Genomic DNA, 19,645 nt, shown 5'->3' with positions numbered 1-19,645 from the left:
GGCTCCCAATTTTGGCTTCGAACTTTGATGGATCTTAATTTTGGTAGATCTTGGGCGTGTCTTTCGATTAGCTGTTATTGAATTTCCGATCAATCGGTTAGGCTAGGGGAGTTGACCGGGCCGGGTGGCGGCCCGGGTCTTTAGCATTTTTCGATCATGACCTCAGCGTTCCCAGATCCTGCCAGTGGGGCAACGGATGCGGCTTCCGGAGCCGATGCCCGATCGGAGTCGGCGAATTCGTCTAGTCCATCATTCCCATTTCCTGCTGAATCGCTTCCGGCCCAACTGCCAACGGTGGAAATTTGGCCCGATCGCCCTGAGCTAATTGAGCGAGCGGTGGAAGTGGTTTTGAGTCAAATTGACCATGCCTTGAAGCGATCGGGCCGTTGCACCATGGCTCTGGCCGGCGGCAGCACCCCTAAGCCACTTTATGAGCAGTTGGCTCAAGCGGATTTGGATTGGTCAAAGCTCTTTATCTTTTGGGGAGATGAGCGCTATGTGCCGCCCACCAGCCCAGACAGTAACCAGCGAATGGCCCGGGAGGCTTGGCTCGATCGGGTGCCCATTCCCGCCGCCAACTGTTGGCCCATGCCCACCGACGGAGCCAGCCCAGCGGAGGATGCGGCGCGGTATGAGGCTCAATTGCGGGCCCTGTTTTGCGACCAGTGGGGGCTAGCGGAAGACTTTCCCAGCCTGGATCTGGTGTTGCTGGGTTTGGGAGATGATGGACATACGGCTTCCTTGTTTCCCAACACCGCTGCCTTGGCCGTGCGCGATCGGTGGGTGACGGTAGGCAATCGGGGTGACGATCCCCGCATTACCCTGACTGTGCCGGTGTTGAACCAGGCAAGCTGTACGATTTTCTTGGTCTCGGGGGAAAGCAAGCAACCCGCGATCGCCCAGGTGTTTGCACCTTGTGACGATCCCACCTTGGCGGCTTTGCTAGACCAAACCTATCCAGCTCGATTGGTGCGCCCGGTGTCGGGGGAACTGTGGTGGCTGTTTGATCAATCGGCTGGAGAGCGACTGGAGTTCTAGGCGCTGGCTGATCGGTTAATCAGCGGTCAAGCCCGGCGGCCTGGAGTCCGAAATTATCCGAACTTGTCCGAAATTGACTGAACGACTGAACGACTGAATTTTGGTTCCTCTGCTCCTTTGCAAGCGCCCAGGCGCGATCGGCTCCATGGTTAATTGTCCTAATTGCAATCACGCAAACCCAGACGATGCAGTAACTTGTGAAGCCTGCTTCACGGCCCTTCCCACCCTGCAAAGCTGTCCCCGTTGCGGTGCGCCGGTTCTGAGTGATGCCAACTTCTGTGGGCAATGTGGTCACAATCTTCAGGCGGCTCCCTCGATCGCGCCCTTGCCGGCCCCCAGCCCCGTGGCGGCTCCGCCTCCCTTGCCAGCGCCGCCTGCGCACCCCGACAGTGACGAAGAGATCACCGATCTCACACAGCCGATCGGGGCATCGCTGTTTCCAGTCAGTCCCGAAATCGAGCCGATCGGGTCTTTGGGCGATCCCGCCGAGCCGCCCACGGCCTTGATGGGAGCCACCCCAGAAGCAGCGCCCATTCCGGGAGCCGTGACGCAATTGCAGCGGACGATCGCCCGATTGGTGCATGTTCATAGCGGCGCGGTTGTGATGTTACCGGAGCAGATCAGTCTCATCCATTTGGGCAAACCCAACGATCGCGTACCGCCGGACATTGATGTTTCAGGATTTCCCCACGCGGAAGTGGTGTCTCGGATCCATGCGGACATTCGAGTGGAGGGCGATGCCCATTATTTGGAGGATACGGGCAGCGCTAATGGAACCTATGTCAACGGGTTGTTTTTGGCTCCGGGCAATCGGCATCGGCTGCGGCCGGGTGATCGCATTGCCTTAGGCAAGCATGATCTGGTGTCGTTTTGGTTCCAACTGGGCAGTTAAGCCTGCGATTAATCTTTTAATCTTTCTCGGTTGGCCCTACAAATTGCCTAGGATTTGCCTAGCATTTGCTGAGTATTCATCAGTATTCAGTTGAATTGGCTGTCGCAAGTTGCTTGAATGAAATGGCTGTAATCGGTAGTTACCATGAGCATCAATGTTGTCAATCTGGTGGGCCGCGCTGGCAGTGATCCCGATGTGCGCTATTTCGAGTCTGGATCGGTGAAATGTCGCTTGACCCTGGCGGTGAACCGCCCTTCACGCAATCGCGATGATGGGCCCGATTGGTTCAATTTGGAAATTTGGGGCAAAACCGCTGAGGTGGCCGCCAACTATGTGCGCAAGGGCAAGGAAATTGCAGTGCAAGGCAGCCTCAAAATTGATACCTGGACCGATCGCCAGTCTGGGGCCCAGCGGACTAGTCCCGTGGTGGTGGTGCGAGATTTGCAGCTTTTGGGTTCCAAGCGGGATGCCAGTGAAGGGGGCGGCAATGGTGGCGGCTATAGCGACTACGACGAATTTTGATCTGCAAATTAGTTTTTGCAAATTAATGGGGAATTGACCTGAAATTGGTCTGGGATGGATCTGAAGCATTAGCCATAAGCAGCGATTGACTAACATGCAATTCGGCGCTGCGACTGCTGATTAAGAAGGCTGTTTGAAACTTCAAATCTGACTATCCAAAATCGATCCTTTACTAACTCCAACAGTCAAAAAAGACAAGGGGCTTAAGCCCCTTGCCCCTCACGATCGCCCAATCAGAACATCAAGATTGAAGGTAATTTAAGGCAATTTGATGATGTGGCTTCGGCTCCCTTTCCTGAGGGTTGCTGGCCTTGGGTTTGACATCGCAAAATTTGACATCGCAAAAGACCTTGCCAGCGGCCCCTGAACAGGCGCTCGAAACCAGCGCTCGAAACCAGTAATCTGAACAACGCTAAAACCCGTTAGGGCGCGTGATGGCTTGGTGGGTGAATTCCGTACCTTGTCGGCGGTTCCGACCGATGCAACACTTGAGAGCAATTAGCCGCCCTTGATGGTGCTGGTCGCGTGACGGATCGCTGTGCGGCAAAGAGCGCTATCCTGGGCGATCGCGCTTCTTTCACCCTGCATTTTCCCTTCAACCCCATGCAAGCTCGCCGAATTGCCCGTGAACTGGCTCTCCTCAGCATTAGCCAGCTCCCCAATAAACCTGAAAAACTCCAAGACCGTGATCTAAAAGATCTGTTGCAAGCGGCCGTGCGTACCCTGATGGCTGAGGTGCGGGAAACCCTGGAGATGGCCAGCGCAGAATTGCAACGGGGCAATGAGCGTTTGCTCAAAACGGAACTGTTGCGGGAGGAAATTCGGGCCAGCGATGCTCAGCGATCGGTGGCCATGGTGAAGGAGGCGATCGAGTTTACTCAGTCAGCAATCAATCGCTTGGGCATGGCTGTTGAACTGCCAGAGATGCTGCAAGCGGCGGGACAACTGAACGTGCAAGATTACGCTCTGGATTTGGTGACAAAGGTGGCTCGCTACCAGGCGGAGATTGACCAAACCTTGACGGACAGCATGGTGGATTGGCAATTAAGCCGATTGGCACGGATCGATCGGGATATTTTGCGCATGGCGATCGCGGAAATTTGTTATCTGAAAACGCCACCGCAAGTGGCGGTTAACGAAGCAGTGGAGCTGGCCAAGCGCTACAGTGAGGCCGACAGCTACCGATTCATTAACGGTGTGTTGCGCCGGGCGATCGACCAAATGAAGGCCACCCGTGCCTAGGGGCCGCGCTACTCTGTCTTTAACTTTTTGTTTCCTGGCTCCTTTGCCTTCCTGTCACTGCTAAGGTCGCGATCGATGGTTTTTAACTGGTTCCAACGTCAGTTTTCCCAAGAGAAGTTTTACGTTGAGTTTGACTCCGACAAGCCCACGGATGCCCAGCCCACGGAAACAGCCCCGGAAACGACCCCCACGGCTCCAGAAGGGGAAGCGGAACCCGACCCTGAGCCTCAGTCCGAGCCAGAACCGGAGCCGGTCGCGGTTGAGGCGCTGACGGTGGAGTTGACCCCGGAGCCGGAACTGGAACCGATCGCTGCTTTGGAATCGGAGCCAGAACCGGAGCCGGAACCGGAGCCAGAACCGGAGCCGGAGTTGATCGCCCCAGAGTTGATCGCCCCAGAGCCAGAAGTAACCGAACCAGAATTACCAGAACCAACCGAGCCAGAATCAACACCGGAGCCGGAACCGATCGCCGCACCGGTTGCGCCCGTGGCCGCTCCCCCGTTGGTGGCTGAAGCGCCGGAACCCGCCCCAGAGCCGGAACCAGTGATAACGGCTCCTTCCAACGCGGATGAGTTGTTGCAGTGGGCCAAAGCGGCTTACCAAAACCTTCAGCAACCGCCAGTTACCCCAGAGCCGGAACCGGAACCCGTTGAGCCAACGGAGCCGATCGCGGCAGCTAGCCCCACCCTTCCGGAGTCGGCTTCCTTGCTGGAGCGGGCCGAGGCCGATCGCGCGGAACGGCTGGAACGGGTCAAGGCCGAGGCGATTGTGGAACCGGAACCGGAGCCGGAACCCGTGGCCGAAGCGGAACCGGCAACCCTGCCACCGGGGGCGATCGTTTTTGATGAAAACTTCCTGTGGTCGGCGGAAATTTTGGCGGCCCAGGGTCGTCGCCCGGAAGATATTTCCGCTGAGGAAATTGAGTGGCTCACTCGTTTGCGCCAAGGGCTAGACAAAACCCGCCGCGGCCTGGTGAATCAGCTTAAGTCCTTGGTTGGTCAGGGGCCGCTGAATGCGGATGCGGTTGAAGAAATCGAAGCCCTGCTGCTCCAGGCCGATGCGGGCGTGGAAGCGACGGATGCGATCATTGGCGCTTTGCAAGACAAGGTGCGCGAAGAAGCCCTGCCCCCCGAAGCGGCGATCGCCTATTTGAAACAGATTTTGCGGGATTTGCTCGATCGCCCCATCCGCGAGGCGGGCGCAGATACCTTGCCCCTATTGGCTCCCGAAAAAGGCAAGCTGAATATTTGGCTGATCGTGGGTGTGAATGGGGCAGGCAAAACCACCACGATCGGGAAGTTGGCCCGCCTGGGCAGCAAGTCCGGTTACCGCTGTCTGATTGCGGCGGGGGACACCTTCCGGGCCGCCGCCGTGGAGCAGGTGAAAGTTTGGGGCGATCGAGCCGGTGTGGAAACGATCGCTAACCCCGGCAAAAATACCGACCCTGCCGCCGTGGTTTTCGATGCAATTACCGCCGCCACTGCCCGCGAAACGGAATTGCTGTTGGTGGACACCGCTGGCCGTCTGCAAAACAAAAAGAATTTGATGGATGAGCTGGCTAAAATTCGCCGGATCATCGACAAGCAGGCCCCCGGCGCGATCGTGGAGTCGCTGTTGGTTTTGGATGCCACCCAAGGACAAAACGGCCTTCAGCAAGCTAAGGTCTTTGCAGAAGCCGCTAAACTGAGCGGCGTAGTCCTCACTAAACTCGACAGCACCGCTAAGGGGGGGATTGCCCTGGCGATCGCCCAGCAGCTCAATCTCCCCATCCGGTTCATTGGTGCGGGGGAAAGCATTGAAGCGCTGCGCCCCTTCTCTAGCTACGAATTTGTGGAGGCGCTGCTCAACGGTTAGGCGATGGTTAGTCAACGGGTAGTTCGTGGCAATTGGGGGGGTGGGATTGACCAACAAAACCCAACACCCGATCGAACAGTCCTACTGACAAGCCCTCTCTGAATTCTGTTGTTTTGTTGGCAGTCCAGTGATTTGGCGCTACCATAGCTAACTCAAAACTGGGCGCTCTGGCACGATCGCTCATCGATCCTTGAAATGTCCGCTGCCCCTGCCCCTCACACCTCATCGCAACCTCCTGACCCGGCTGATCTGTTAGCGGCGGGCGACAATACCCCTGTCTTTGCCCTAAAGGAACTGGTTGCCCGCCTCAACCGCGAACAATACAAAGTCCAAGACCTGCTCAGCTCCCTGGGGTTTGCCCTCCGGAGCTTCAAAAATCTGAATCAGTTTCTGGAACTGATTCCCTTGATTGCCACCCGAGTTGCCGATGCGGACGGCGGGGCTTTGGTGCTGTTTCGGCCCAATGGGCAAGTGCGCCTAGAACAGTTGCACTGTCAGGAGTTAGGGGATCACCGATGTCAGGTGCGGCCCATCCGGCGGGCCCTGGAGTTGGCCACACGCAAGGTGACAGGGGTGCTGACGGCCAATGCCACCAAGGATCACAAGGTGGAATTTGATCCCGGCGCGATCGCCCTGTTAGATCAAACCGTGGCCGATTCCTTGGGAGCCGGTGTGCGGGTTTTTGGGGCATCCATTTTGGTGAACGAGGTGGAGCGGGGCCGGCTCTATGCCTTCTGTTGTGCGCCGGATTTTGCCTGGACTTCCAAGCGCCAAAAACTGGTGCGATTGGTGGCGGATCAAACGGCCGTGGCGATCGACAATGCCGACTTAACCGTTGAGCTGCGGAAAAAGGAACGGCTCGATCGGGAATTGGAAATTGGGGCCGAAATTCAACTGCGGTTGCTGCCGCGCCAATATCCCAAAATCCAAGGTGTTGATCTGGCGGCCCGTTGCGAAACGGCCGATCGGGTGGGTGGCGATTATTACGACTTCATCCCCGTTTGTCGCAATGGCTCCCCCAGCCTGAGCCGCAACGCCCAAACAAAACTCGGCGGCACGGAAACCACCCCCTGGAGCATCGCGATCGGGGATGTGATGGGTAAAGGTGTGCCTGCTGGCCTGATCATGACCATGACCCGGGGTATGTTGCGGGCTGAGGTGCTGAACGGCCATTCCCCCGCACGAATTTTGCACCATCTGAATCGGGTGATGTATGCGGACTTGGAAAATTCCCACCGGTTCGTCACCCTGTTTTATTCGGAATATGACCCGAAAACGCGCATCCTGTCCTACAGCAACGCGGCCCATAACCCACCGCTGCTTTGGCAATCGCGATCGGATCAAATCGTGGCTCTGGACACGGAAGGCATGTTGATTGGTCTAGATGCCAACAGTGAATTCAACGATGCCCAAATTCAGCTTTATCCGGGCGACACGATCATGTTTTTCACCGATGGCTTCACCGATGCGGCTGATCCCCGTGGCCAACGGTTTGAGGAAGATCGCCTGCGGGATGGGTTTTATTGGGCTTGCCACAACTACGACAACGCCCAAGGAATTCTGAATCACTTGTTTGATCGGGTGCAGGAGTTCATCGGTTCCGAAAATCGTAATTCCGATGACATGACCGGCATTGTTCTGCGCATTACCCAGGAGCCGCAACTACCAGATTTACCGCGATCGACCGCCATGCAGTTAGCCTGAGGCAAGATTCAGGAGTATTTTGGAGAATTAATCAACTTTGCTGAAGATCAGCGAGTATTTCCCAGGCAGATTGCCCACTGGGTTTGCAGGTCAGGCTCCCCAGCCAGAACTCCTGACGATTGACCAAATCGGTTGAATTTTCTCGCAAACTGGTTACTGTGGAATCACTCAACCCGAGGGGGGTGCCCTGAAGGATCGTTGTCGCAGAGGTAGTGATTATGCGTCATCCCATGGATTATGAAACGTCTTCCCAACCGCCCGTTAATTCCACTGGGCGACGGCGCTGGCTGCGGTTCGATCGACGATCGAGCTGGGTCAGCACCTTGCTTTGGGCTGTGATTGGCTGCTTAGTGGTGTTCCTGTTGGGCAGCTTGGCCCAAGGGGCGATGGCCGGCGGCCCCAGCCTGGCCCATCCCACCCTTTTTGCGGCTCAGTTTGAAACTCCCGATTTCATGGGGCAAATCCAGCGATTTTGGTCTCATTTTGTGCAAACGGGGCAAATTTGGGCCCTGTTGATCGGTCTCGTGTTGGGATACATCATTCGCCAAGCCACCACCTACGGCTAAGGAAGATGGCGCTTCGATGGCGGGCAGCAAGCTTTGGATTGTCGTCGCAATAAGCACATTTCCTTAACGTTGGCATGGGATACTGATTGCCGTTCCTGATTGCCACTTTTGACTGTCGTGAGCGGCGGTCGATCCTTTGCCCACCATGAGCAATTCCAGCCAAACCCAAACCTGGAGTCAACGTTTTGAAAGCGCGTTGCATCCGGCGATCGCCCGTTTTAATGCCAGTATCGGGTTTGATATTGAACTAATTGAATATGACTTGACCGGTTCCCAGGCCCACGCCCGGATGTTGGGTCACCAGGGGATTATTGCCCCCGAGGAAGCCGAGCAAATTGTGGCGGGTTTAGAGCAAATTCGCCAGGAATATCGCGCCGGTCAGTTCAACCCGGGTGTGGAAGCGGAGGATGTCCACTTTGCGGTGGAACGACGGCTCACGGAACTGATTGGCGATGCGGGCAAAAAGCTGCACACGGCTCGATCTCGCAATGATCAGGTGGGAACCGATACGCGCCTGTATTTGCGAAACCAGATTGACCAAATTCGCCAGCAATTGCTTGATTTCCAAGGGGCCCTGCTGACTTTGGCGGAAACCTATGTGGAAACGCCGATTCCGGGCTATACCCATCTGCAACGGGCCCAACCGGTGAGCCTCGCCCATCACCTGCTGGCCTATGTGGAAATGACGGCTCGCGACTGGGAACGGTTGGGCGAAATTCGCCGCCGCACCAATCTTTGTCCTCTGGGAAGCGGGGCCCTGGCAGGCACAACGTTCCCGATCGACCGCCACTACACCGCCCAACTGCTGGGGTTCGATCGCCCCTACGCCAACAGCCTTGATGGGGTGAGCGATCGGGACTTTGCCGTGGAGTTCCTCTGCGCCGCCAGCCTGATCATGGTTCACCTGTCACGCCTCTCCGAGGAAGTGATCCTCTGGTGTTCTGAAGAATTTGGGTTTGTGAAACTGGGCGACACCTGCTCTACCGGTTCCAGCATCATGCCCCAAAAGAAAAACCCTGACGTGCCGGAGTTGGTGCGCGGCAAAACCGGGCGCGTGTTTGGCCATCTCCAAGCCCTGTTGGTGCTGATGAAGGGCTTGCCCCTGGCTTACAACAAAGACCTGCAAGAGGATAAGGAAGCGCTCTTTGACACGGTGAAGACAGTTCAAGGCTGCTTGGAAGCCATGACCATTCTGTTCTCCGAAGGATTGAGCTTCCGCACGGCTCGGTTGGAAGCGGCCGTCAGCGAAGATTTCTCGAATGCGACGGATGTGGCTGATTACTTGGCCGCCAAGGGCGTACCCTTCCGGGAAGCTTACAACCTGGTGGGCAAGGTGGTGCGCACCTGTTTGGAGGCGGGCAAGCTGCTGAAGGATCTGACCCTCGAAGAATGGCAGGCGCTGCACCCGGCGTTTGAGGCTGATATCTATGGGGCGATCGCGCCTCAGCAGGTGATTGCCGCCCGCAATAGCTTTGGGGGAACGGGGTTTGCGCAGGTGCGAGAGGCCTTGGCCGCCGCCCGCGATCGACATCAGACCGCGATCGCTGCTCCACAGGGTTAATCAAGGGTTCATTAAGGGTTAATCAAGGGCTAGGGCAGGTATTTCTGCACCACAGTCCAACCGGTTCCCAATACCCACAGCAGGGCCAAGCACAAAACTAAATTGGTGCGCCAATGGAGCGATCGGGCCCAAGGGCGCTCGATCGCAATCCGACTCGCGCTCCAAGCCGACAAGCCGACAAGCCCCACCACGGTCAATCCCGCCAGCAGGTGGGGCGAGTGGCCCAAGCTGCCAAAATGCCCCAACGTGCCGACAATTCCCACCCCCAGCAACAGCAACACCAACGCCACCAACCCAATGCCCAGGGTGATGTGCAGCGGCCGCAGCCAGCTTGGAAGGGTTGTTGCCATAGTCGTTGCCATAGCTAAGGCGCGATCGCTAGACCTTAAGCGATCGCGCCTCAACACCACTCCCGTCACACCCAGCAAACTATAGGCCGTCAGCGTCAGGCCCATTGACCATGCGGCAATTCGCCACAGCCACAAAAAATCCGGCAGGTTCAAATCAATTCGCTCAAGTTGCTCAAAACTGAAGTGACAAGATGAGATGAAGCACCCGATGAATTAACAATCAGTTAACAAAATGTCACAGCATTTCTTAACCATCGGAGATCCATAACAGCGCTTCCATCGAGCCTAACATCTACGCTGCCTGTCTCGCGCTGCTCATCTAGTGCCATGGCCTCAGAACTCAGCACCACCTTCAGCGTCGTATCCATCACACCCAGCCCAATCCGAGCTGTCCCCCCTGACCGCCTCATTACTCCTCTGGGCGGTCTTTGGACCAGCAACTAATGGGTCACTAGGCCCCAACCGAAACGGCCGGTTCCGGATCTGAACGGGTTTCGGTTTCCCGATTAACGGTTTCATTCGCACGATCGGGCGAGTCAACTAGACTCTCCATGTCTTCCTCAAAAGACAATTCCGAACAGGGAATTCGATCAGAAAGAATTGAGCTAGCCATCATGCCCGTGTGAATTTCCAGTTGTGCTTCTGGCAGCGCTTCAAAAACCAAGCGTTGTCCCGGAAAAACCACCCGTTCAAAATACCAATTCGCAATGTTCGTGATCCGAGCAACTTGAATCTTGCTCGTGGCATTGACGTAGCAGCAAAGGAGCTTTTGCCGATCGTCATTGGGAATGGGATCGATAATTTGTGCCATGGTTGCAGGGATAGGAGCCAAGGGTAGATCAAGGGAATAGAACGATTTTGCTACGCTAACACCCCCTTTGCCGACAAGCTGTAAACCCGATTACCAACGAGCGGCTTTTCAATTTTCGAATCTTTAAGAAAATCTAACGAACATCAATTTTCCAAATCAAGATCCTGACAAGACTCGACCAAGGCTCGATTAAGGATCAACCAAATCTCAACTAAAACGGGTCTCAATTGAGCTGAAAGTGGCGGCTCAATAGCAATCTCCCACAACCCAAGCTCTATTGGGTACAGGTCTTGAAAAGAACCTAATTTTTCTGAAAAATTCAAATAAAATCTCCCTCAAACTTCCTTGAATTTCTTGTGAAGTTCTCTGCAAATTCTATGAATTTGATCAACTCTTACCAATTGGTTCAATTGCCAGTTGATCTATTCTTTCATGCTAGCTCAAGGCTCCCGAAATCGTGGGAGCTTGACGATTCAAGGTGTGGAATCGTCACCATTTGCTAACGGACAAGACCCACCTGCTACGATCTGGAGACTCCAGGGACGACTCTTGCGGGCCCAATTTTTGAAGAAAATTAGCCTGAAATGGTGGCTCGGGTGAAATCCGGCCAAGGTCTGATGCTATCGTTAACTTATATGAACAAGCCTTAATGATCCGTTGCGACAGTTAGGGAAGTGGATGATGGCCGATCGCATTTTGTACGTCCGACTGCCCTGTAACCCCATCTTCCCGATCGGGGTGGTTTATCTCGCTGACCACGTACACAAGCAGTTTCCCGCGATCGAGCAGCGGCTCTTTGACCTGGGAACCGTGCCGCCCTTGGACTTCAAAGCGGCCCTTGATGCGGAAATCGATGCCTTCCGGCCCACCCTGCTGGTTTTTTCCTGGCGCGACATTCAGATCTATGCACCCGTGGGCGGCCGTGGTGGCAATCCGCTGCAAAATGCCTTCGAGTTTTATTACGCCAAAAACCCCTTAATCAAGCTTCGGGGAGCCTTGGGCGGTTTGCGGGTCACCAGCGCCTACTATGCGGAACTTTGGCGCAATCAGGGCCTCATTCGGCGGGGACTGCGCCGGGCCCGACGCTACAATTCCAGCGCCCGGGCAGTGGTGGGCGGCGGGGCCGTCAGTGTGTTTTATGAACAGTTGCAGCGGTCGCTTCCCAAGGGCACGATCGTCTCCGTTGGGGAAGGGGAAACCCTGCTGGAAAAACTGCTGCGAGGCGAGTCCTTAGACCAGGAACGCTGTTACATTGCCGGGGAAACGAAGCCCCGTGTGGGCCTGGTGCATGAACCACCTGCGCCCTTGGAAAAAACCGCCTGTAACTACGCCTACATTCAAACAATCTGGCCTGCCTTTAGCTACTATTTCCGCGATCGGGACTTTTATATCGGTGTGCAAACCAAGCGCGGTTGCCCCCATAACTGCTGCTATTGCGTCTATACCGTCATTGAGGGTAAGCAAGTTCGGATTAATCCGGCCGTTGAAGTGGTTGCAGAAATGCAGCAGCTTTATCAATTGGGTGTTCGCAACTTTTGGTTCACCGATGCCCAATTTATCCCGGCTCGGCGCTTCATTGAAGATGCCAAGGAATTGCTCAGAAATGTCCTGGCGGCTGGCATGACGGATATTCATTGGGCTGCCTATATTCGCGCCGACAACCTCGATCCAGAACTCTGTGATCTGATGGTGAAAACGGGCATGAACTATTTTGAAATTGGGATTACTAGTGGATCTCAAGAACTGGTGCGCAAAATGCGAATGGGCTATAACTTGCGCACGGTTCTGCAAAATTGTCGTGACCTAAAAGCGGCTGGTTTTGAGGATGTGGTTTCGGTTAATTACTCCTTCAATGTGATTGATGAAACCTATGAAACCATTCGCCAAACCATCGCCTATCATCGGGCCCTGGAGGAAGTTTTTGGGGCTGACAAGGTGGAGCCAGCAATTTTCTTCATTGGTTTGCAACCCCATACTCACCTGGAAGAATATGCCCTCAAGAAGGAAATTCTGAAACCCGGTTATGACCCCATGAGCCTGATGCCTTGGACGGCGCGGAAGCTGCTCTGGAATCCGGAACCGTTGGGGTCGTTTTTTGGGGAAGTGTGCCTGGAAGCTTGGCGCAGCAACAGCAATGATTTCGGCCGGGAAGTGATGCGAATTTTGGAGCGTCGGTTGGGCCGCAGCTCTTTGGAGGCGGCCCTTTCGGCCCCGATCGCCCCAAAAACCCAGAGCCGCGAGCTGATCAAAACGCCCTAGGGATGTTTGAGCGGTTGCTTTTCCACTTCACCCCCCCGAGCCATGGAGCCTTCAACCCCCGAGCCGATCGCCCTGCGTCCTTTGGCCCCCTATGAAGATCGGTTGCTGTCGGCGTTGGCTTTTTTCCGAACCCAACGCAGCCGCAACAATCAAGCTCATCACTGCTTGTCGATGTATTTGCGACAGTCGGAAGGGCGAATTATGGCCGAAGTGGGGTTCTATGCCCGGGCGATCGGTCAAGATCCTGGGGCCTTACTGGAACTGATTTACACCAATCCCGATCGGGCAGAATCCCTGATTGCGGAGTGGTCTGGGTCTCAAATTTCTCAGGTTTTTGAGCCTGAGTTGTCAACCCAATTGGAATCGGAAATTGGGTTACCGGAAATCGGGCGATCGGGAATCGAACCTGAGACCGCACCATAATTGCCCCATCAATTGCACCATCGCGATCACCATTGAGGCGGCCAAGAAGGCGATCGAAATTGACGGCGAAATTGACCGCGATCGCCCATGAACAGAATTGAGCCTTATTGAGCCTTGCCTCGGTTTAATTGACCGTAGGCTGAGGCTTCTCGGGCGATCGCTCCGGGTTTTCCTTGGGGGTCACCGCCGAATCAAAAGAATCGTTGGTGAAGTAAACATGGCCCAAGGGGCGGCCTTGATAGGAGCGTTTAGTAAATCGCCATCCGGGAAAAAGTTGCAGCTTCAAAAATCCAGAAGTGAATCCTCGGGTGCTGGCAATGTCCATCACCGGGCCACCATTGGCACCGAAGGGCACTCCTTGCAACACCACTGAATTAAATCGACGGCTGAGACGGAGGGAATATTGCAGCCCTAAATCACGTTTGGCTACTCGCACAGAGAAGCCATTGCTATCAATGCTGCGTCCACAAATGCCTGTGAAATTGAAGTTAACCAGCAACGGATCAACCACTACGGGGTAGTTTCCACTTTCGGCCCAGCAAAGCCGCTGATTAGACACTTGCTCCAAAACCAAGAGCTTAAAAGAATCCGTGCCGAGGGGCTGTGCAATCGCAATGAAGCGTGTTTGATCAACTTCCTGTTGATCAAACATAGTGGATTTAGGCGTTTCTGGGGTGGGTATTGCGGCCCATGATCCCATTGCTCCCATTGTTCCCAAACCAAGACCCAAAGCCAGTGAGAGGATCCCTAGCCCAGGGTTGCTAAGGGAGTAGTTCCGAGAATTTGGAGCCATAGGATTGTCCTTGGATTGACCAATCATCAACGACCAGTGCAAACAGTCATTAAGCAGAGTAGGGTTAGCCGGAATGCTCAGCGGGCGATCGGGAAAAGTGCAAACAAACGCTTAGAGATGGTCTTGGAGAATGCTGAAGAAGCTGGTTGCGATTGGATTCGTTCCGAGGGATGGCGATCAATGGCTCAAGAATGGCTAAATCAGGAGCAGCTCAACGGGCGATCGAGAGATTACATCAGGAGATTACAGAGAAGGATAGGGACTATTGAAAAAGTTCCTATCCTCACTGTAATGTCCATCAAAAAGTAATGCCCATCAAAAATCAAACCGTAGCAATCAAGCAGCAAGATCAAGCAGCAAGATCAAGCATGAGGCATCAAGAATCAAGCAATCACAAAGCTTGAATGAAGCACTCAATTCAGACCTGATTTAGGCAGCTAGGGCCTGCTCGATCGCGCCGATCAATTCAGCCGAATCCGGGGCGATGCGGCTGGGGAAACGACCCAGAATTTCGCCATTTTTACCAATCAGAAACTTTTCAAAGTTCCAGGCCACATCCCCAGTCGGCTCGGCTTCCGAGGTCAGGCGGGCATAGAGCGGGTGTTGCTCGGCTCCCTTGGCATGTACCTTGTCAAACAGCTCAAAAGTCACGCTATAGCGCGTTGAGCAGAAGGTCTTAATTTGGTCGTTGGTTCCGGGTTCTTGGGAACCAAAATCGTTGCAAGGAAAGGCCAAAATCCGCAGACCTTGGGCACTATATTTTTCATGTAAGGCCTGAAGGCCTTGATATTGCGGCGTGTAGCCACAATAGGAAGCCACGTTCACAATCAAAAGCACCTGCCCTTGATAGCTGCTGAGGGCACGGTCTTCGCCGTCAATGGTTTTGACTGAGAGATCGGTGATGGTTGCCATGATGAGTGTGCTTGTCGTGTCGCCGGTGATGGTTGTCTAGGATAGCGGTTTGGGATGGAAATGATCCCGGGGGTGACCCTTCGGGGGGCTAGCCCAACCCTTGCACAATTTTGAGCGCTTCGGTCACGTGGCCCTTGGCATTCAACAGATCGTTGAACTGGTGGCGCACGATGCCCGCTTTGTCGATGACGTAGGTAACCCGGCCCGGAACCACAAACAGCGTGTTTGGGACACCGTAGGCCTTGCGCAGGGCCCCATCGCGATCGCTCACGAGGGCGAAGGGCAGACTATATTTTTCCGCGAACGTTTTGTGGGAATCCACGGAGTCGCTGCTCACGCCGATCACTGCTGCGCCGGCCCCTTGAAAGGCTTCGTAGCTATCGCGGAAAGCACAGGCTTCGATCGTGCAACCGGGCGTGTCGTCCTTGGGGTAAAAGTAGAGCACGACGGGTTGTTTACCCGCAAACTGACTCAGGGTAATGGTTTCGCCCGTTTGAGCTGGCAGGGAAAAATCCGGCGCGCGATCGCCCACTTGAATAGCCATAGGAACCTAAGGAAAGCATTGCGATTTGTGAACCATGGCTAATGCTACCGCAGGGCCCATGGCGGCTGGCCAATCGGCCCAAGGAAGCAGCGGGTGGCGGAGCAATTTTCAGGATTGCCTAAGGGAGGCCGTCCCCTTCTTCAAAGTCGGGCTGACTGGGGCGATCGGGCTGCCACCGCACCGGCCGCTGATTGAGGGGCACGCGGCCCGTTTCCGCTTCAACGGTGGCTCGATTGCGTGCGGGGTCAAAGTTTTGGGTCATTTCCGATCGCAAGGTTTGCACTCGGGTTTCCACCAGGCGCACTTCCGCTTGCAGTTGCCGTAATTCTGCCCGACGGGTGGCATAGAGCGGGATCCACTGCACCAGCGCCGCGATCGCAATGAGCGCCAACAGGCTGTTAACGGACAGCTTGAACAGGCTTTCCAGGGCGATCGACCGATAGGACGCAGACTTCGGCAGTTGCTTGGGACGCAACCTGGGTCGGCGTTGTACCGGTGGATCAGGACGGTGCTGGGGCTGGAAAGCGTTCATCAAAACCAGTGAGTGAGCGCAGTTAAGCAGAAATGGATAGTTGAGCTAGTGGGCTGCACCCTGATACACGATGTGATCCCCCAGCATGGTCTGGGTTTCAGGAAACCCAAATCCCCCAAGGTTCTAGCAATTTGCTTGTGATTCGGCAATGTGCTAGGGGCAGTAGGGAGGATTACCCCTCTCCGTAAAACTGGTGCAATGAGGGTGACTTTTTTAACGATGGCAGAACTGAAATTCGTGACCCTAAAAATCAGAGAAAATCAGCAACAATCGATCGTTGAGTCTGGCGGCTGCCCATAGTTAGTTCATCCAGAATGGGGTATGAGATCCGGATGAATTTCTAACGACTCATAAATCAATGAATTGAGTAATCAAACAGACTAATTAGACCAGCTCGTTAGCCAAACTATTAATCAATTCATTAATTGCCCTTGAATTGCATCACCCTTGAATGGTGCATGGTTTGCCTTGGAAGTAAGCCAGCCTACCGCAAGCCAATCTACTTTGAAGCCGATGCAAACCTATCTTGAAATCCTGAGTAACAGGCAATTGATCGGTTGAACGCGACATTTTCAGCAACATTTTTGCATCAATGTCTCTAAATGCCTCTAGAGGACTGTTGAATCCTGTTGAGATTCCTGGCTCTTTGGCATCAATGCAATTGCAACGCAATTAAAGCAAGCGAAAGTCTATGATCCTTAAGCTTTTGGAGGTGTTGTCAATCCTGCGGAAGGACTTGATCAAGATGATGTTTGGTGCTGGGAAAATCTTTTGAGAATTTCTGAGAAAGGCTTTGGGGGCTAATTCTTTGGGGGCTAATTGAAGAATGATTCAGAGGATTCAGATCTTGAGTTTGGGCATGGTTAATCATGATCAGCAGCAACAGCAGCGTTAGTTCAGAAAATTTCACTCGAATTTAAGTGGGTGATCTTCTTGAACAAACGCTGTGAAATCAAAAGACTTTGACGGAGTAACTAACCCTAAGCTGACAGCTTTAAAACCATCGGCTGGGAGTTGAGACTTTGGGTCAGAGCCTTCAGGATGTTACCGCTAAAATGCCCAAACACGGCATGAAGAGAGCACCCGCAGGGGTTAAGTCTTGGTTAATGGCGGATTGTCCGCAACCACCCCGCCTAGTCCTAGCACGCGATCGCCCCTGAAGCAAGGCGATCGGGCTGAATAATGAGTGGTTCCGTGTTGGGTGGGGTTAGTGGGGTATTATTCGGTACTCGCGCAGCCGTCGATTGATCGGCGATTTCTTGTTGATTGACCGCCAATTTGCAGTCGCCCAATCAGTACTTGCTTCGTGTGCTTGCGGGAATGCCCCTGATTCGTGATCATCCCGCGATCGGGTTGAGCACCGTCAAGCGCCATCAATCACCATCAAGCGCCATTAATCGCCATCAATCACCGCAAATTAGCCCGGTGTATCCTCAAAACCGTGCAGGAATGTGCCTGGGAAACCGCTGCCCGATCGCCCTGGGCCAATCCGGCCGACTTCCAGCCAATGGAGCGAGCAGCCTTTGGTAGACTGGACAGCATCTATCAACCCCAGCCATCAATTTGGCGGCTTGGGTCTCAGCTCCCTGCCCTAGCGCGGGGTCAACCAACACTTCAAAAGACACCTAGAGGCATCATTCCATGCAAGTTAATGATCTCGGCTTCATTGCCAGCATTCTGTTTGTGGCAATTCCTGCTGCCTTTTTGCTGATTCTTTACATCCAAACTGCCAGCCGCGAAAACAGCAAGGGCTAATTGGCCAAAGCTCGCTTGGGGCTAATCAACAGTTGAGTCGTGATCGTTTTCAACTCGCCAGTTCTGATCTGTTGCGATCGGGGGTGGCGCTGAGGCGGTGAGCAAGGAAAGTTTTTTAAAATCCGTTTGGGAGAGGGTCTGGCGCTGCCGGGCCCTTTCTTTATGGAGGTTGTTGGGTTGGTTGAGGGGCGGTTTGTGCGCGATCGGGATTGCCTGGGATTGCTGGTTGAGGGTCGATCGCCTGGTTGCGGAGTGGTTGGCGATGGCGGTTTGTGCGCGATCGGTGGGCGGGAAGGATGGGATGGGGATGGGATGATGCCATGCTCGATCGAGCAAATCCGATCGAGCAAATCTGATCAAGCAAATCCGTAAGCAAAAGCTGACTTATTGGCGCTGTTCGATCGCAAGTTCCCACTCCGGCTCTACACTAATGGTCTCTCGGATGGTCTCTCGCGTGGATCCAACTTATTCACGACGTAGTGATGACACAGGCGACAAGGCAATGGCAACCGGGCGATCGCGTCCCCCAGCCGATCGCCCGGCGATGAACCGTGACTGATGAGCCGCGACCGGTCGGCAACCCGGCCAACTGAGTAACCACCCCTTTTTTGTAGCGAATCAATCCGGCTGATGGATAACAAATTGATGCTGATGATTCCGGGGCCCACCCCGGTTCCGGAACCCGTGCTGCTGGCCCAGGCCAAACACCCGATCGGTCACCGGAGCGGCGACTTTGGCAAGATTATGGCCGAAGTGACCGAAAACCTGAAATGGCTGCACCAAACCCAAAATGATGTGCTGATCTTGGCTTCGAGCGGCACGGGGGCCATGGAAGCCGGCATCATCAACTTCCTGAGCGCGGGCGATCGCGTGTTGGTGGGCACAAATGGTAAGTTTGGCGAACGCTGGGCCGAGGTGGCCGAGGCCTATGGGCTAACGGTGGAAACCCTGACGGCGGATTGGGGCAAACCTTTGGATCCCCAAGCCTTTGCCGATCGCCTGAGTGCCGACAGCGACAAGAGCATCAAGGCGGTGATTGTCACCCACAGCGAAACCTCCACGGGGGTGATCAACGACCTGCAAGCGATCAACGGCCATGTGAAGGCTCATGGTGCGCTGATGATGGTGGATGCGGTCACCAGCTTGGGCGCAACCAGCGTCCCGATCGATGAGTGGGGCCTGGACGTGGTGGCTTCCGGCTCCCAAAAGGGCTACATGATTCCGCCCGGTTTGGGCTTTGTGGCCGTCAGTCCCAAGGCTTGGGAAGCTTACAAAACCGCAACCCTGCCCAAGTACTACTTGGATTTGGGCAAATATCGCAAGGATGCCGCCAAAAACAGCACGCCCTTCACGCCGCCCGTAAACCTGTTCTACGCGCTGCAAGAGGCCTTGCGGTTGATGAAGAAAGAAGGGCTGGACAACATTTTTGCGCGTCATGCTCGGTTGCGGGCCGCGACCCGGGCGGCCGTGGCGGCCCTGAATTTGCCGCTCTATGCACCCGATGATTGCGCCAGCCCGGCGATCACGGCGGTGATGCCCCAGTCCGTGGATGCGGAACAGGTGCGATCGGTGATGCGCAAGAAGTACGACATCGCCTTGGCCGGTGGTCAGGATGCGCTGAAGGGCAAGATCTTCCGCATTGGTCACTTGGGCTTTGTGAGCGATCGGGACGTGCTGACGGCGATCGCCGCTCTGGAAGCCACTTTGATTGAGTTGGGGGCTGAGGTGACCTCCGGCGCTGGGGTGGCAGCAGCGGCCAAGCATCTGATCGGCTAATTCCAGCGGGTTAGTGCAATTCTGGATTGGGGTGTACGGCCGTACACCCCTACAGGATTCGCGCCCCCAACGAGAAAATTCCTAAACCAAATTTCTACAGTAGTAGCGCGG

18 protein-coding genes are annotated in these 19,645 nt (G+C 54.9%); 12 read left to right on the top strand and 6 right to left on the bottom strand.

Annotated features, from left to right (window positions below):
* Window positions 1–156: 156 nt before the first annotated feature.
* The 8 genes from pgl to argH all read left to right on the top strand — a co-directional run bounded on the left by pgl (window position 157) and on the right by argH (window position 9,379).
* Window positions 157–1,038, top strand: coding sequence for a 6-phosphogluconolactonase (gene pgl, locus H6G52_RS08280; RefSeq protein ID WP_190527626.1), 882 nt, complete (start codon window positions 157–159; stop codon window positions 1,036–1,038).
* A 145-nt stretch (window positions 1,039–1,183) separates the two neighbouring features.
* Window positions 1,184–1,930 (top strand): FHA domain-containing protein, encoded by a 747-nt coding sequence (locus H6G52_RS08275; RefSeq protein ID WP_099532497.1) that lies wholly within the window; start codon window positions 1,184–1,186, stop codon window positions 1,928–1,930.
* A 144-nt stretch (window positions 1,931–2,074) separates the two neighbouring features.
* On the top strand, window positions 2,075–2,452 hold the full coding sequence (locus H6G52_RS08270) for a single-stranded DNA-binding protein (protein WP_099532498.1): 378 nt from the start codon (window positions 2,075–2,077) through the stop codon (window positions 2,450–2,452).
* A 603-nt stretch (window positions 2,453–3,055) separates the two neighbouring features.
* Window positions 3,056–3,694: a transcription antitermination factor NusB gene (gene nusB / locus H6G52_RS08265; RefSeq protein WP_190355305.1), complete on the top strand. Its 639-nt coding sequence runs from the start codon at window positions 3,056–3,058 to the stop codon at window positions 3,692–3,694.
* A gap of 75 nt (window positions 3,695–3,769) precedes the next feature.
* Window positions 3,770–5,548 carry a signal recognition particle-docking protein FtsY gene (gene ftsY, locus H6G52_RS08260; RefSeq protein WP_190527624.1) on the top strand — a complete coding sequence of 593 codons (1,779 nt, stop codon included), beginning with the start codon at window positions 3,770–3,772 and terminating at the stop codon, window positions 5,546–5,548.
* A gap of 195 nt (window positions 5,549–5,743) precedes the next feature.
* Complete coding sequence (locus tag H6G52_RS08255; protein WP_190527623.1) at window positions 5,744–7,252, top strand: PP2C family protein-serine/threonine phosphatase; 1,509 nt, start codon at window positions 5,744–5,746, stop codon at window positions 7,250–7,252.
* A 386-nt stretch (window positions 7,253–7,638) separates the two neighbouring features.
* Complete coding sequence (locus H6G52_RS19065) at window positions 7,639–7,818, top strand: hypothetical protein (protein WP_370567123.1); 180 nt, start codon at window positions 7,639–7,641, stop codon at window positions 7,816–7,818.
* Window positions 7,819–7,963: 145 nt separating this feature from the next.
* Window positions 7,964–9,379 (top strand): argininosuccinate lyase, encoded by a 1,416-nt coding sequence (gene argH / locus H6G52_RS08245; protein WP_190527621.1) that lies wholly within the window; start codon window positions 7,964–7,966, stop codon window positions 9,377–9,379.
* A 29-nt stretch (window positions 9,380–9,408) separates the two neighbouring features.
* Here the strand turns inward: argH and H6G52_RS08240 are convergent, their stop codons facing one another.
* The gene (locus H6G52_RS08240) at window positions 9,409–9,882 is read right to left on the bottom strand and encodes a DUF4079 domain-containing protein (RefSeq protein ID WP_190527619.1); all 474 of its coding nucleotides are present in this window, start codon (window positions 9,880–9,882) and stop codon (window positions 9,409–9,411) included.
* Window positions 9,883–10,180: 298 nt separating this feature from the next.
* The gene (locus tag H6G52_RS08235) at window positions 10,181–10,540 is read right to left on the bottom strand and encodes a DUF1830 domain-containing protein (protein ID WP_099532504.1); all 360 of its coding nucleotides are present in this window, start codon (window positions 10,538–10,540) and stop codon (window positions 10,181–10,183) included.
* A 681-nt stretch (window positions 10,541–11,221) separates the two neighbouring features.
* Between H6G52_RS08235 and H6G52_RS08230 the strand changes: the two genes are divergently transcribed.
* Together H6G52_RS08230 and H6G52_RS08225 are read left to right on the top strand one after the other, a co-directional pair.
* Complete coding sequence (locus tag H6G52_RS08230) at window positions 11,222–12,799, top strand: photosystem II high light acclimation radical SAM protein (RefSeq protein ID WP_190527618.1); 1,578 nt, start codon at window positions 11,222–11,224, stop codon at window positions 12,797–12,799.
* A gap of 42 nt (window positions 12,800–12,841) precedes the next feature.
* Entirely contained in the window at window positions 12,842–13,222 is a 381-nt protein-coding gene (locus H6G52_RS08225; protein WP_190527616.1) for a hypothetical protein, read from the top strand.
* A 124-nt stretch (window positions 13,223–13,346) separates the two neighbouring features.
* Here H6G52_RS08225 and H6G52_RS08220 read toward each other — a convergent pair whose 3' ends face one another.
* The 4 genes from H6G52_RS08220 to H6G52_RS08205 all read right to left on the bottom strand — a co-directional run bounded on the left by H6G52_RS08220 (window position 13,347) and on the right by H6G52_RS08205 (window position 16,003).
* Window positions 13,347–13,922: a DUF3747 domain-containing protein gene (locus H6G52_RS08220; protein ID WP_255508508.1), complete on the bottom strand. Its 576-nt coding sequence runs from the start codon at window positions 13,920–13,922 to the stop codon at window positions 13,347–13,349.
* Window positions 13,923–14,444: 522 nt separating this feature from the next.
* The gene (locus H6G52_RS08215) at window positions 14,445–14,927 is read right to left on the bottom strand and encodes a glutathione peroxidase (protein ID WP_190527614.1); all 483 of its coding nucleotides are present in this window, start codon (window positions 14,925–14,927) and stop codon (window positions 14,445–14,447) included.
* A gap of 88 nt (window positions 14,928–15,015) precedes the next feature.
* Window positions 15,016–15,471, bottom strand: a complete 456-nt coding sequence (locus H6G52_RS08210) for a peroxiredoxin (RefSeq protein ID WP_099532508.1) — start codon at window positions 15,469–15,471, stop codon at window positions 15,016–15,018.
* A 118-nt stretch (window positions 15,472–15,589) separates the two neighbouring features.
* On the bottom strand, window positions 15,590–16,003 hold the full coding sequence (locus H6G52_RS08205; RefSeq protein ID WP_143472955.1) for a hypothetical protein: 414 nt from the start codon (window positions 16,001–16,003) through the stop codon (window positions 15,590–15,592).
* A gap of 1,641 nt (window positions 16,004–17,644) precedes the next feature.
* Between H6G52_RS08205 and psbM the strand changes: the two genes are divergently transcribed.
* Together psbM and H6G52_RS08195 are read left to right on the top strand one after the other, a co-directional pair.
* The gene (gene psbM, locus H6G52_RS08200) at window positions 17,645–17,758 is read left to right on the top strand and encodes a photosystem II reaction center protein PsbM (protein WP_099532510.1); all 114 of its coding nucleotides are present in this window, start codon (window positions 17,645–17,647) and stop codon (window positions 17,756–17,758) included.
* Window positions 17,759–18,388: 630 nt separating this feature from the next.
* Entirely contained in the window at window positions 18,389–19,534 is a 1,146-nt protein-coding gene (locus tag H6G52_RS08195) for an alanine--glyoxylate aminotransferase family protein (RefSeq protein ID WP_099532512.1), read from the top strand.
* Window positions 19,535–19,645: the final 111 nt, after the last annotated feature.

Source organism: Limnothrix sp. FACHB-881 (genome assembly GCF_014698135.1).
Lineage (GTDB): Bacteria > Cyanobacteriota > Cyanobacteriia > CACIAM-69d > CACIAM-69d > CACIAM-69d.
Note: the sequence above shows the minus strand (reverse complement) of the source record. Positions and strands in the feature narration are given on the sequence as shown.

What these genes read in the sequence shown, in the direction of transcription:
- H6G52_RS08230 (WP_190527618.1), top strand. Translation starts at nt 11,222, where the DNA reads ATGGCCGATCGCATTTTGTACGTCCGACTGCCCTGTAACCCCATCTTC.
- H6G52_RS08195 (WP_099532512.1), top strand. Translation starts at nt 18,389, where the DNA reads ATGGATAACAAATTGATGCTGATGATTCCGGGGCCCACCCCGGTTCCG.
- H6G52_RS08220 (WP_255508508.1), bottom strand. Translation starts at nt 13,922, where the DNA reads ATGGGATCATGGGCCGCAATACCCACCCCAGAAACGCCTAAATCCACT.
- H6G52_RS08225 (WP_190527616.1), top strand. Translation starts at nt 12,842, where the DNA reads ATGGAGCCTTCAACCCCCGAGCCGATCGCCCTGCGTCCTTTGGCCCCC.
- H6G52_RS08215 (WP_190527614.1), bottom strand. Translation starts at nt 14,927, where the DNA reads ATGGCAACCATCACCGATCTCTCAGTCAAAACCATTGACGGCGAAGAC.
- H6G52_RS08205 (WP_143472955.1), bottom strand. Translation starts at nt 16,003, where the DNA reads ATGAACGCTTTCCAGCCCCAGCACCGTCCTGATCCACCGGTACAACGC.
- pgl (WP_190527626.1), top strand. Translation starts at nt 157, where the DNA reads ATGACCTCAGCGTTCCCAGATCCTGCCAGTGGGGCAACGGATGCGGCT.
- nusB (WP_190355305.1), top strand. Translation starts at nt 3,056, where the DNA reads ATGCAAGCTCGCCGAATTGCCCGTGAACTGGCTCTCCTCAGCATTAGC.
- H6G52_RS19065 (WP_370567123.1), top strand. Translation starts at nt 7,639, where the DNA reads ATGGCCGGCGGCCCCAGCCTGGCCCATCCCACCCTTTTTGCGGCTCAG.
- H6G52_RS08235 (WP_099532504.1), bottom strand. Translation starts at nt 10,540, where the DNA reads ATGGCACAAATTATCGATCCCATTCCCAATGACGATCGGCAAAAGCTC.
- H6G52_RS08255 (WP_190527623.1), top strand. Translation starts at nt 5,744, where the DNA reads ATGTCCGCTGCCCCTGCCCCTCACACCTCATCGCAACCTCCTGACCCG.
- psbM (WP_099532510.1), top strand. Translation starts at nt 17,645, where the DNA reads ATGCAAGTTAATGATCTCGGCTTCATTGCCAGCATTCTGTTTGTGGCA.
- H6G52_RS08275 (WP_099532497.1), top strand. Translation starts at nt 1,184, where the DNA reads ATGGTTAATTGTCCTAATTGCAATCACGCAAACCCAGACGATGCAGTA.
- ftsY (WP_190527624.1), top strand. Translation starts at nt 3,770, where the DNA reads ATGGTTTTTAACTGGTTCCAACGTCAGTTTTCCCAAGAGAAGTTTTAC.
- H6G52_RS08210 (WP_099532508.1), bottom strand. Translation starts at nt 15,471, where the DNA reads ATGGCTATTCAAGTGGGCGATCGCGCGCCGGATTTTTCCCTGCCAGCT.
- argH (WP_190527621.1), top strand. Translation starts at nt 7,964, where the DNA reads ATGAGCAATTCCAGCCAAACCCAAACCTGGAGTCAACGTTTTGAAAGC.
- H6G52_RS08270 (WP_099532498.1), top strand. Translation starts at nt 2,075, where the DNA reads ATGAGCATCAATGTTGTCAATCTGGTGGGCCGCGCTGGCAGTGATCCC.